The following is a 12,835-nucleotide window of genomic DNA, read 5'->3' on the forward strand; positions in this document are numbered from 1 at the left end:
TGCAAATAGAGGAGTTACGCGAAAAAGCAAGCCTAGTCGCCAAAAACATGGTGACTAGGCTTGCTTCATTTTTGCCCAGCTGTGGCAAATTACTTTTTAAAAGTTATATTGCGCCTGATGCAGACGGCTGTAAATTCCACCAGCATGGACTAATTCCTCATGTCTGCCTTGCTCAGCGATTCCTTCTTCATTCACGACCATAATCCGGTCGGCATTTTTGATCGTCGTCAAACGGTGAGCGATGACGAGTGTGGTTCTGCCTACGGACAGATCAGCCAGGGATTGCTGAATCGCGGCTTCGGTCTCTGTGTCCAGCGCGGAAGTAGCTTCATCCAGAATCAGAATCGGCGGATTCTTGAGGAACATGCGAGCGATAGCCAGGCGCTGCTTTTGTCCACCGGACAGCTTCACACCGCGCTCCCCGATGACTGTCTCCATTCCATCTGGCAGATTCTGAATGAGCTCCTCCAGATGAGCACGTCGCGCGGCTTCCCAGATTTCAGGCAGCTTTGCATCCAGTTTCCCATAGGCAATATTCTCGCGAATTGTCCCGGAGAACAGGAAAACATCCTGCTGCACGATCCCGATTTGTTTGCGCAGCGATTCCAGCTTCATGTCACGGATATCGATGCCATCAATCGTGATGGCCCCGGCTGTGACATCATAGAAGCGCGGAAGCAGGCTGCAGATTGTTGTTTTACCTGCGCCGGACGGTCCAACAAAGGCAATGGTTTCGCCAGCCTTTACGTTAAGGCTTATATTTTGCAGAACCGGACGATTCTCTTCGTATCCAAAAGATACATCCTGGAATGTAATGTCACCGCGCAAAGCGTTGATCTCCACGGCATCCGGTTTGTCACTGATGTCAGGTTCCGTGTCAATGATCTCCAGATAACGTCTGAAGCCGGCAATTCCTTTAGGATAACTTTCGATTACTGCATTGATTTTCTCGATAGGGCGGAAGAAGATATTCGACAACAAGATAAACGCCACAAATTCACCGATTTGCAGCTCGCCATTGATGAAGAACCATGCGCCGCAGATCATCACCAGGATAGTAATGAGGCGGGTCATCATATAGCTGACGGACAAGCTTCTAGCCATGATTTTATAAGCCAGAAGTTTTGTTTTGCGGAACATTTGATTATCTACTGCGAATAGTTCCTGTTCATGCTGCTCATTGGCAAAAGATTGCACGACCCGAATCCCACCGACATTGTCTTCGATACGGGCATTGAAACTGCCTACATTTCCAAATAGCTGACGATAAGTGGAAGTCATATTGCGCCCGAAGTAGATGATTACCCAAGCCATAATTGGAACGATAATAAAAGTAATGATCGCCAGCTTCAGATTAATATCAGCCATTAGGAGAAAGGCTCCGACAAGGGTCATGATTGCAATAAATACATCCTCAGGACCGTGATGCGCAACTTCGCCGATATCATTTAAGTCATTGGTGATTCGTCCGATTAGATGGCCTGTTTTATTATTATCAAAGAATCGGAACGAGAGTTTCTGAATATGGTCAAACATTTTTTTGCGCATATCAGTTTCGATATTTATGCCCAGCATGTGACCCCAGTAGGTGACAATATACTGCATCACCGTATTTAAGGCGTAAATCGCCAGCAGCGCAACACAAGCGATAAGAATAAGCGGCCAATCTTGACCAGGAAGCAAATCATCAATAAATTTATTGACGGCTACCGGAAAAGCCAGTTCTAGCAGTCCCGCAAAAACAGCGCAGGAGAAATCCAATATAAATAGTTTTCTATACGGACGATAGTAGGAAAAAAACCTTCGAAGCATTCTGTTCACTCTTTTCTGTGGTTTAAATATGAGTCCAATTGAAATTAATTCTCAACTACCCGATGATATGGATACTAAAGATGGCCAGCGGTTTTGTCAATAATTCGGGTATAAAATTACTTAAGGGTTGTAACTTCTAATAGAATAGTAGATGATGGTTCATAGTGTTTAAAATATTTCAAATCCTTGACAAGCTTTCTGCTTGGCGGGGTTATTTGTTTGTAATTTAGGAGGATACACGATGAAAGCATCACAACGCGAAGGACAGATTCAGAATAATAGCTTAATGGATAGCAAATATGATCGCTGGCTGCTTGTGCTGGGAATTATTTTTATCGCTGCAGCGCTGCGGGCTCCATTTACTTCTGTGGGTCCATTAATACAATTGATTCAGGATGACCTCGGCTTATCCAATACTTTAGCGGGAGCTATTACTACTTTACCATTATTAGCTTTTGCCATCTTGTCCCCGTTTGCTCCAAAGCTGGCCCGCCGTTTTGGTTTGGCTAATGTGTTATTAGTTGCCATGGTCATGCTGGCTATGGGAATTCTAATTCGCTCGGGATCTGGAGCAGGTCTGTTGTTCACAGGTACTGCTATACTTGGATTATCTATTGCCGTGTGTAATGTACTGCTTCCAGGTCTTATTAAGGGGAAGTTTCCTCACAAAATCGGGCTAATGACAGGTATCTACACGGTTTCTATGAATTTATGCGCAGCTATTGCCTCAGGAATTAGTGTACCGCTGGCAACGAATGCTGGATTCGGTTGGAGAGGGACCTTGGCCATCTGGTTTATGATCGCAGCTCTAGCAACAGTGTTCTGGATTCCGCAAATGCGTAAGCTTAATCAAGGAACCGGCTCTAAGAGTGCAGCCTCAAGCAAAAATATGTGGCGTTCATCTCTTGCTTGGAAAGTCACGATCTTTATGGGCTTACAGTCACTGCTTTATTACGTCTTTATTGCCTGGTTTTCGGTTCTCCTCGGTGAACGGGGAATGTCGTCGAGTAATGCGGGTTGGTTTCTCTCGCTCATGCAATTGGCACAGCTACCCTTTACTTTCTTCGTACCGCTGTGGGCAGGCCGGATGAAAAACCAACGTATTCTAGTTATAATCACTGCTGTTCTTTATTTCATCGCATTAGGTGGCATCTGGCAAGGCAGCAGCGCTTTAATGGCTGTCTGGGCGATATGCTTTGGTATTGCCGGAGGATTTGCCTTCGGTCTTGCGATGATGTTCTTCAGTCTAAGAACAAGAAGTACGCAAGAAGCGGCGGAGCTGTCAGGAATGGCCCAATCTGTGGGTTATGTACTGGCAGCAATGGGACCGGCATTATTCGGCTGGCTGCATGATGTAACGAACAGCTGGACGGTGCCATTAATTTTACTGCTGGGTGCAAGTGTGCTGTTGATGGTTGTCGGACTTGGTGCTGGCAGTGATCGGTACGTTGGAGATAGAAAATAGGATCCCGTGTAAAAAGAGTGTACTAACGCGTACTAAGCGCCAGTGCACTCTTTTTTTGATTATTGAACATGGGCAGTAATTCTCATCTATATTAGCTTCGTTTGTAAGCAACAACCCGGATTCTGCGATAGTCCATTACCCAGCGGCCGTCCTGATATAGCGTGGGTTTCAGTTTCTGTTCCATAGAAGAGAGAACTTCTGCGCGTTCAATGGGTGTGAGCACACTTAAGATTCCATCGGCAAAAGTATTCAACCACCGCTGAAATCCTTGCTCCAAGCCTTCCAGTGGTGTTGGCCGGTCAAAACAAAGAGCGAGGTCCACGGTCAGTCCGTGCTTCTCTAGTAGAGTTGCGTACTCGCCAATGCTGGGGAAGTACCAGGGCAAATGCAGCTTATGACTACAGCCAATGACTGCAAAAGCTTGTGGAAGTGTAGCGACGATGGAAGCAATATTGCCCAGTCCACCGAACTCGGCCACGAAACGGCCGCCTACCCGCAAGCTGGCAACGATGGACGCCGCCGCTCCGTTTGCGTCTGTTAGCCAGTGAAGGGCAGCGTTGCTGAACACAGCATCGACTGGCTGTTCCGCGACATAAGTTTGCCCATCAGCTAAGACAAAGCTTAGATGGGGATGTTTGTCACGGGCTGTCTGAATCATTTCGGCAGAGGCATCAATACCTGTCACAGTGGCGCCTCTAGCAGCAATGGCTGCCGCCAAATCTCCGGTTCCACAGCCCCAATCGATAATCTGTTCGCCAGGCTGTGGGCGAAGCAGCTCAATCAAAGACTCTCCAAACTGAGACACAAAGGCCATATCAGTATCATAGGTTTGGGTATTCCACTGCTGGTTCATAAGTATTCATCCTTTCTATTGATAGATTATTCAGACATCTCCGTCATAACGCCATACTTTATCTATGTTGTACCATATGAGATCTTATAATAGAAATATATAAACTGAATAATATTGATTGGTTATGCCTATGAGGTCTATATATAGCCCAATTCAATAATACAAAAACCTTGCGTTTTATATGCAAAGGGAGTATAGTATTATGTACAGGCGGTTTTGGTCGCCAGTTACATAATACGCGGTCATGGCGGAATTGGCAGACGCGCTGGCTTCAGGTGCCAGTGGTAGCAATATCGTGGAGGTTCGAGTCCTCTTGACCGCATCATAGCTTAATAGAAAGCCCCTAAATTCGCTCCTATGGTGATTTGGGGGCTTTTTTATTTGCAATTATCATATAGCTAAATTAGCAATTATGTAGCTGAGCAGCAGTCATGTAGATCAATAGCATCCAACTGATGAATCTCAGCGTTCTCAAACAAATTAACGAAACTATCTCTAAATACAGTCACCGCCAGAGCGCATGGTGTTCTTTAGGTCCATAAACGGAACCTAGGTGAACGGTGTTAAACTAACGGACCGTATGGTCGTTATTATTGATATTTGGCACATTTTACAGGGGGTTCGGACTGCATAGCTCTTATTGCTAAGGAATCGTGTGAAAAGCGAGTGTTTGGAGACGAATACTGCATCTGAGTCCGAATGTAAGCTGAAACTCGCTATTTTTCAGAAATAGCGTGTTTCAGTCCGATACATCATAATGAGGATGGAATAGTTTCCACGTGGGAGTATCTAGCTGCTGAGTAGCCCCCCCAACAAATCCGTCCTTAGCTAAGTGCTGGGCGGTTTTTTTGTTGCGCTCATAATCGCTGCGAAGAATAAAATGGGTGTTTTTGTATTGACAATTATATCGGCTTCCGTAATAATGGTATTACGGAAGCCGATATATCGACAACAGTAATAGAATGGGGATGAAATGATGCCTGAAAGCACAGAAAGAGGCGCATTAACTGAAGCTGTATTTTATATCTTATTGTCTCTATATACAGCAATGCACGGATACGCAATTATGCAGAATGTGAAGGACTTAAGTAACGGTCGGGTTGATCTGGGCGCGGGCACTTTATACGGAGCACTTAACACTTTACTAGAAAAAGGCTGGATAAAAGCAGTGGAAGGGGAGCAAGGTTCCCGTCGAAAAGAATACGAAATTACCGACTTAGGAAAGTCAGTGATTCAGGGAGAGATTATCCGTCTGGAAGAATTGATAGCGAATGGGAAGAGAATAGCTGGAGGTGAGTCCAAATGAAACATGTGGTTCGCAAGCTGATTTGGGATTATGAGAAGGAAGAAAAGTGGCTTAATGAAATGTCTGCGAAGGGGATGGCTCTATCAGAATTATCTTGGTGCAAATATGTGTTTACAGAGACCCCCAATAATGAGTACACGTATAGAATTGAGCTTTTAGATAACATGCCTGATCATCCGGATAGCATCAAATATCTCAAGTTTTTAGAGGAAAACGGTATAGATTGTGTTAGTACTTACATGCGCTGGGTTTACCTTAGAAAGAAGTCGGGAGAAGGTCCGTTTGATATTTACACAGATCTGGAATCCAGAATAAAACACTATAAGCGAATCAACAGGTTATGGAAATCTGTAATGTGGCTAGAGTTGATTTTAGGTCTATTTAATGTGATGATTGGTGTAATAAATTATTCTTTTTCATCACAGGATCTCAGTATAGTAAACGTAATAATGGGCGGAATGTTGATTTTGTTAGGTCTTGTTTTTTTAATTATTGGTGCACCTATCCGTAAGAAAATTAAGAAGCTTCAGCTGGAAAATTTGATAATAGAATAGGACTTTAGAGTTGTAACATGCACACACGGCAAGTTTCCTTTTCAAAGGGAGACTTGCTGTTTATTTTTGCGCAGTTTTACTGCGAAATTTACCAGTCTATCATTTAGGACTCAACTATCAAGCTTATTTACCGAAAAAAAGGTATACTGAAATTATTACAAGTTTGTTAATATAGTCCCCCATTTTCAAAAGAGGAGGCTTACAGGTGTCTGATTTTCTTTTTAAGCAGCTATACTTACGGTCTTCTATCGGGATTGCGGTAGTCTCTCCGAAGGATGGGACGTTATTACAATCGAATCCTGCGCTATGCCAAATGTTTGGTTATGCAGAAGAAGATCTTTTGAATATAAATTATCTGGATCTTGTGTATCCGGAAGATAAAACTAATAACGATCATTCCGTTATCCTGAACGATCTGCTAGCTGAGCCTGGGACTGCATTGGAGAAAGAACGGCGGTTTTTGCGTAAGGATGGCGAAATCATCTGGGTAGCCCAACATATATTTTTAATCTATCAGGAGAATTCCAGTGAACCCTATGTCCTGATTTCTGAGTTAACGGATATCACTGACCGAAAACTTGCTGAACAGAAGATTCAGGAAGATGAGCATTTATATAATTTGATCACGCAAAATACACCGGATATGATTTCTTTTGGCGATCCTGACGGAACACTGCACTACGTATCTCCCTCAGTGGAGCTGCTGTTAGGTTATTCTGCACAAGAAATGATAGGTACCAAAAGACCCGAGTATTATCACGTAGATGATGCTCTTGAGATGATTGAACAAGGCAAGCTATATTCGGATACGGACGTATTTACTCGTAGAGCCCGTCATAAAGATGGACATTATTTGTGGATCGAGAGTTCTTCCCAAGTGGTACGTGATGAGCAGGGGAACATTAAACAGATATTAACCATTGGTCGCGATATTACTCAGCGCAAGAAATACGAGGATATGCTGGCTAAAGCTCAACACCTTGCGAAGATGGGATCCTGGGAATGGGATATGACAAAATCACGGCTGACGGTTTCCAGAGAGATGCGTAATATTTTTGGCTTTTTGGAAGATGAGAGCAATCATTCTTATTTTGATTACAGACGTGTTTTTGCTTGCATTGATCCTGACGATTTCATCAGACTTGAACAGTTAGTACATCAATCCATGGAGAATGGGACTAATGGCGAAGCAACGGTCCGTATTCATAGTGCGGATGGAGAGCTGAAGTTTCTGGATGTGCACTGGGAAGTGATTACAGATGAAGAAGGAAGACTGCTGCAGATCAGCGGGATAGCCCAGGATGTGACCGAACGTCAACGAATGGAAGAACAACTGCGGGAAAGTGAGCAGAACTATCGTCTGATCTCAGAAAATTCTATGGACTTCATTTCACGTAATGCAGCGGACGGGAGCTTTACCTATCTGTATGCCTCACCCATCTGCCAGACTATGTTTGGCTATGCACCAGAAGAAATGTGCGGAACTAGAGGGATTGATTACATACATCCGGAGGACAGAATCAAATTAACTTCATATCTCAGCAATTGTATGGAAGGGAAGAAGCTTGAGCCTGTTATTCTCCGGTTTTTTTGCAAAGACGGAACCTTTATTTGGACAGAAACGACTCTGCGGTATATTTACTCTGAGACCTGCGGGAATCAGGAGCTTGTCTGTGTAACCCGCGACATTGGGGAACGTACGCGTCATTTTGAAGAAATACAGAAATTAAGTAACGAGTATGCGCTGATCTTGAATTCGGTCTCTGAAGGCATATTTGGGATGAACCTTGAAGGCAACACGATGTTCATTAATCCAGCAGCCATTACTATGTTGGGATTCGATCCTACTGAGTGGGGAAACAGCAAATTTCATGCGATTCACCAAACCTGGCTGGATAACGAGTCTTTTACAGGAATTCAGAAGACGCTGCTTCCTTCACGCTCCAGTAATCTCACTATTGAAGATAGGGAGGGTGTGTTTTGGAGGCAGGATGGTTCAAGCTTTTTAGTCAGATATCGAATGACCCCACTGTTTGATGGTGATGAACGGATTGGGGCGGTTGTCGTCTTTCGAGATATTACGGAGGAGAAGGAGATTGTGCGGGCGAAGGAGTCTGCCGAGGAAGCGGACCGGGCAAAATCGGAGTTTCTAGCGATCATGAGCCATGAGCTGCGCACGCCTATGAACGGCATTATTGGGATGGCTGATCTTTTATCTGGGACGGAGCTGGATGAAGAGCAAAGCTACTACACACAGATCATTAACAAAAGCGGTGAGGCATTGCTTCATATTCTGAATGAAGTGTTGGATTTCAGCAAAATTGAAGCAGGCATGATGACGCTTGAACTACAAATGGTGGATTTGCATGAAGTGATACAGAACGTTTGTGAACTGTTTTATCCGAAGGTTAAGGAGAAAGGGCTTTTACTTACTAGCGAGCTATCTCCTGAGCTTCCAGCCGTCATCATGACTGATGGGGCGAGATTGCGTCAAATTCTCGTAAATCTGGTTGGGAACGCAGTGAAATTTACGGAGACAGGTGAAATCAGTATCTCTGTTATGTTAGAAGCTTCAGAGGCATCCGGAAATCTTATCGTGAAATTTATCGTAAAAGATACAGGATTGGGGATTCCAGTTTCCAGCCAAGGTTTATTATTTCAATCCTTCTCGCAATTGCATCCGTCGATCAATCGTAAATATGGTGGAACTGGGCTTGGACTTGCCATAAGTAAAAAGCTGGCCGAGCTTCTTGGCGGATCTATCGGTGTCAATAGCTGTGAGGATGAAGGCTCGGAGTTTTATTTTACAGTGGAGGTCTCTCTACCCAAAGAGGAATGGGATCAGAAAGTGACCGTCAACGCCTCAACAGATGTGGTCAGAAATGATAAATCTGCTGTTAAAGAGTTAACTACCGGTGAGTATGGACCGATGTCCATTCTTATTGCTGAAGATCATCCTGTGAATCAGCAGCTTATGCAGGCTTATCTGAAAAAGAGGGGATATGTTCCTGACATCGCTTTAAATGGTGAGGAAGCGGTTCGGGCTGTGCTTTCCAATCATTATGATCTGGTATTTATGGATATTCAGATGCCTATTATGGATGGAATTGAAGCAACGGGAATCATACGTGAGAAGCTTGGGCTGACTCCAATTATCATTGCGGCTACAGCTTTTGCAAGAGATGAAGATAAGATGATGTGTCTTAGTGCTGGAATGCAGGATTTCATTTCTAAACCCATCTCGATAAAAGAGCTCGACCGGGTATTAAGAGAATGGTCTGCCCAAATTCGTTTAGGTGAGCATCATTGACAAATAGGGTTATGATTAATATATTGATATTAATCGTAATCATTACGTATATTATTTGTCATGAAAGGATTCTTACCTTGTTAACAATGAAGCGCGGGGATATTTTAATTATTGTGATAGCCTTGTTAGCTGCGGGCTTGATTTATGGCATGAAGTGGTGGGACAGCAGCAATGAGCAGTATCAGCAAGGGGATTTGAAAGCTATAATTACGGTGGATGGTAAAGAGTACAAAACCGTTTCTTTGACTAAAGAAGAACAAATTATAGATATTCAAACGAAATTCGGCCACAATACGCTAAAGGTGTTTGATTATGGAATCCAAATGATCTATTCTGATGCTCCCTTGAGAATCGCTTTAGAAATGGGGTTCATCTCAAGACCCAAACAGCAAATTATCTGTATTCCAGCTCGTATTATGGTAGAAGTATTTAATCCTAATAAGTCTGAGAATGATGAGGATGAGCTAGATGCGATTATTTAGTAATCTTAGTTGAACCTTCTAACTCTTTCCATGCGGTGATAGAGTCAGGACTGGTGTAAATGTAAGGTGTTGCGGGTTGTTTGATAGGTGTAATAGACTCAGCACTAATTTGCATAATTTCTTGACCTTTATAGGGAACAACTTGAAGCTTGCCCCGGACCTCTATCCAGGTATCGGTAGGCAGGCTTTTTAGTTTGCCGGAATCCACTAATATCCCAAAGGGTGTAGCATCGGCAGTGCAGCATTGGACCAGAAATCTACCTATGGCAAAAGAATTCTCTGAATGTTCACCTTGATCACGATATAAAAAGCCGGAAATAGTAATTTCTTTGCCTGCAAATTGTTGTTTGTACATCTCAAGGGCACCTAAGGTTTCGGAGAAAATCGCTGAATAAACTGGGACCACAGGTTGTGCATAAAGGATCTTGGCCAGCTCGGTAAGCTCCTCATGGTAAGGATCAATGGACTCGAATCTCGCGGAATTTTTAGCTTCAGTGGGCAAGGAGGATAGGGAGATTCCTTTTTTAGCAGCGGCCATACTTCCCAAAGCGCGATCCGGAAGGAGAAATCCGAGCAGCAGTGGAAAAAGGAATAATCCATATAGCGCTGTACTTTTGAAAAAAGAATGTGGAAGCCGATGCTCGCAGTCACAGAGAACACTACCCTTGCCAAATAAAGCCTGTACGGCCAGACTGAGCGCCATAAGTGTCAGTGGGATTGGACATAATTGAACCCAGCGTGCCAGCTTGGGCGCTACATAATAATGCAAAGCGTCCTGCTGTACCAGATGCCCGATATAGAGGGCGAAAGCGAGCAGAATGACCGCCCTTAACAAATAGTGAAACCGGATGCTTCGAGAGTCATTCATGCTCTATCCTCCTACCCATGTTGTAAGCAACAGCTTACCACCTCTATGAATTACAGCCACAAGGACATGAATACCGCCCCAATAAACACGCTTGCGAAGATCAGAAAGAACAAATAAAGAGCGAATTTGGTCTTAAACAGTGAGAGCAACATCAATGAATTTTTGAAATCCAGCATCGGTCCGAATACCATAAAAGCGAGCAGAGCACCAGATGGAAAAGAATGTACGAAGGTGGAAGCTACAAAGGCATCTGAGGTGGAACAAAGTGAGAGCACAAATGCCAGTCCCATCATGAAAAAATATGAACCCAGCGGCTTAGCTCCGATCGCAGCCAGACTGTCTTGAACCATAAATGTCTGAATGCCAGCGGTTAATAAGCAACCGATAATTAAATATTTTCCCATCTCAAAAAACTCATCTGAGGTATGGACGAAGACAGCGGCTATTTTTCCCCCACGAGAATTATTGTGATGAGCTTCCCCCGTTTCACGCTGAACATTTAGGCGGATGGAAGATTTTTTAACCGTTGCGTAGATTATCAAACCTATTAGACAGGCTACAACAAAAGCCAGACCCATACGGGCATAGGCCAGCTCCGAGTGGCTGCGAAATGCTGTCATGGTCGCCCCATAGACGACAGGATTTAGGATCGGACCGGACAAAATAAACACGATAGCCACGTAAACAGGCATACCTTTATGGATAAGTCGGCGGACGAGCGGGATCATTCCACATTCGCAGACCGGAAAAATAATTCCGAGCAGACATGCGAACAGAATGGCCGGAAGAGGTCGCCGCGGAATCCACCGGGAAATCATTTCATCCGGAATAAAGACGCGAAGCAGTGAAGATAACAATGCTCCTGCTAATACAAACGGCAAGGCTTCCAGCAATATGCCGATAAAAGCGGTTTTGAAGGTGTCGATGTATGCATTATCCAGCAGCTCCAGATGATTCGGCAGCCATACAAAGCCAATGATAATCAGGAACGAGATCGGGAGGAGCAACGGCAGTATTTTTAATGGTGAAAAGGTAGTCAAAACTCGAATAAGGCGGACCACCGATCTGCCAGCTGTTCTTCATCTATATTCATCCCGATGAACACCACATAAGGCATACCAGGATAACGAGAGGCTTCCCAGGTAGTACGCATCCCCGCATATTGGACAAGCTGAACCGGCTCCTGTTCGGACAAAAGAATATGCCCCTTGGCACGTAACAGGTTGTCACCCCATTCTTGGAAGAAGGCCTCTAGGCGTTCTTTAGAAGGCATAGTTGTCCTTACCTGCGGAATGGTTAACGTGATGGCTGTTACCTGCGAGAAAGAAGCGTGCTGCTCCTCATGCAGCTCTTTTACAGCGGTTCCCCCATGCTCTGAATGCATTTGTTTCAGTGATGCTCCTTTGAAGGTTTGAGGCGCTCGCTGTGGAGCCGGAGCTATAATTTTACGTGGGATTATTCCTGACAATATCGGAGACAGGTTGATTTCACTGTAATGGGTGTATACAATTTCAGCCTCCGTATTTTGTTTACGAACTCCCTTTTCAATTCTCCATAAGGTTTCCGGCTCTACGAGATCGCTTTTATTAACGACAATAAGATCAGCTGTGGAGAGCTGCTTACGCAGGGTCCGAACGAGCTGTTTGTCAGAGGAGAGTCTGCTGTTATATTCCAGAGCATTTTCCGCATCTAACAGAGTGATGGTATAGTGCAGCTCCACCAGATCCTGTAGAGGGGTTTCCTGCAACGTTTTAGCGATTTCTTCAGGATCGGCGACGCCGGTCAACTCCATGTAAATGGCATCTGGACGTCCTCTCAGCAGCACCATCAGGCTATCTGCCAAATCCTCTTTACGGCTACAACATACGCATCCGTCCAGCAGTTTAGTTACAGCTGTACCGGTATGCTCCTGCAGAATATACCCGTCCACATCCCGTTTGCCCAGTTCATTCATTACTACTCCTGGATTCAGCCCTCTTACCTTGCTTTCTTTCAGCAGGGACAACAGCAGAGTTGTCTTCCCGCTCCCCAGAAACCCGCTCAAAATAATTACTGGTATCTTCATGATCTCCACTCCTGCCTGATTCTCTAGGAATTACAAGAATCATATTTTTTATAATTCCATCTATACGTAATTTGTCCACCAGAAAGACCACAAAATTAAGAGAGTTGAAATTTTTACAAG

General features: G+C 44.3%; 10 protein-coding genes and 1 tRNA gene. 6 read left to right on the forward strand and 5 right to left on the reverse strand.

Annotated features, from left to right (window positions below):
• Positions 1 to 96 precede the first annotated feature (96 nt).
• Positions 97 to 1,812 (reverse strand): ABC transporter ATP-binding protein, encoded by a 1,716-nt coding sequence (locus NSQ66_RS10035; protein ID WP_036679350.1) that lies wholly within the window; start codon positions 1,810 to 1,812, stop codon positions 97 to 99.
• Between the two features lie 286 nt (positions 1,813 to 2,098).
• Here NSQ66_RS10035 and NSQ66_RS10040 point away from each other — a divergent pair, with 286 nt between their 5' ends.
• Complete coding sequence (locus NSQ66_RS10040) at positions 2,099 to 3,277, forward strand: MFS transporter (protein ID WP_249267669.1); 1,179 nt, start codon at positions 2,099 to 2,101, stop codon at positions 3,275 to 3,277.
• A gap of 91 nt (positions 3,278 to 3,368) precedes the next feature.
• Here NSQ66_RS10040 and NSQ66_RS10045 read toward each other — a convergent pair whose 3' ends face one another.
• Positions 3,369 to 4,130: a methyltransferase domain-containing protein gene (locus tag NSQ66_RS10045; RefSeq protein WP_036679355.1), complete on the reverse strand. Its 762-nt coding sequence runs from the start codon at positions 4,128 to 4,130 to the stop codon at positions 3,369 to 3,371.
• 238 nt (positions 4,131 to 4,368) lie between these two features.
• On the opposite strand from NSQ66_RS10045, the gene NSQ66_RS10050 reads away from it, so the two are divergent.
• The 5 genes from NSQ66_RS10050 (at position 4,369) to NSQ66_RS10070 (ending at position 9,782) form a co-directional block, all read left to right on the forward strand.
• A tRNA-Leu gene (locus tag NSQ66_RS10050) sits at positions 4,369 to 4,452 on the forward strand.
• Between the two features lie 654 nt (positions 4,453 to 5,106).
• Complete coding sequence (locus NSQ66_RS10055; RefSeq protein WP_036679357.1) at positions 5,107 to 5,436, forward strand: PadR family transcriptional regulator; 330 nt, start codon at positions 5,107 to 5,109, stop codon at positions 5,434 to 5,436.
• A complete protein-coding gene (locus NSQ66_RS10060; RefSeq protein ID WP_036679361.1) occupies positions 5,433 to 5,990 on the forward strand; it encodes a DUF2812 domain-containing protein in 558 nt (185 codons plus the stop codon). Before NSQ66_RS10055 ends, NSQ66_RS10060 begins: the two co-directional genes overlap by 4 nt.
• 205 nt (positions 5,991 to 6,195) lie before the next feature.
• Positions 6,196 to 9,300 (forward strand): PAS domain-containing hybrid sensor histidine kinase/response regulator, encoded by a 3,105-nt coding sequence (locus NSQ66_RS10065; protein ID WP_038569776.1) that lies wholly within the window; start codon positions 6,196 to 6,198, stop codon positions 9,298 to 9,300.
• A gap of 86 nt (positions 9,301 to 9,386) precedes the next feature.
• A complete protein-coding gene (locus NSQ66_RS10070; protein WP_076107553.1) occupies positions 9,387 to 9,782 on the forward strand; it encodes a NusG domain II-containing protein in 396 nt (131 codons plus the stop codon).
• Here NSQ66_RS10070 and NSQ66_RS10075 read toward each other — a convergent pair.
• Genes NSQ66_RS10075 through NSQ66_RS10085 form a run of 3 tightly spaced genes read right to left on the reverse strand, consistent with a single transcriptional unit; the run spans position 9,775 to position 12,715 of the window.
• On the reverse strand, positions 9,775 to 10,650 hold the full coding sequence (locus NSQ66_RS10075) for a TIGR03943 family protein (protein ID WP_038569778.1): 876 nt from the start codon (positions 10,648 to 10,650) through the stop codon (positions 9,775 to 9,777). The two genes, NSQ66_RS10070 and NSQ66_RS10075, sit on opposite strands and share 8 nt — an antisense overlap.
• Positions 10,651 to 10,700: 50 nt before the next feature.
• Positions 10,701 to 11,690: a permease gene (locus NSQ66_RS10080; protein WP_076140911.1), complete on the reverse strand. Its 990-nt coding sequence runs from the start codon at positions 11,688 to 11,690 to the stop codon at positions 10,701 to 10,703.
• On the reverse strand, positions 11,687 to 12,715 hold the full coding sequence (locus tag NSQ66_RS10085) for a GTP-binding protein (RefSeq protein ID WP_036679372.1): 1,029 nt from the start codon (positions 12,713 to 12,715) through the stop codon (positions 11,687 to 11,689). Before NSQ66_RS10085 ends, NSQ66_RS10080 begins: the two co-directional genes overlap by 4 nt.
• Positions 12,716 to 12,835 lie beyond the last annotated feature (120 nt).

This window comes from Paenibacillus sp. FSL H3-0329 (assembly GCF_037963285.1).
GTDB classification, from domain to species: domain Bacteria; phylum Bacillota; class Bacilli; order Paenibacillales; family Paenibacillaceae; genus Paenibacillus_AQ; species Paenibacillus_AQ odorifer.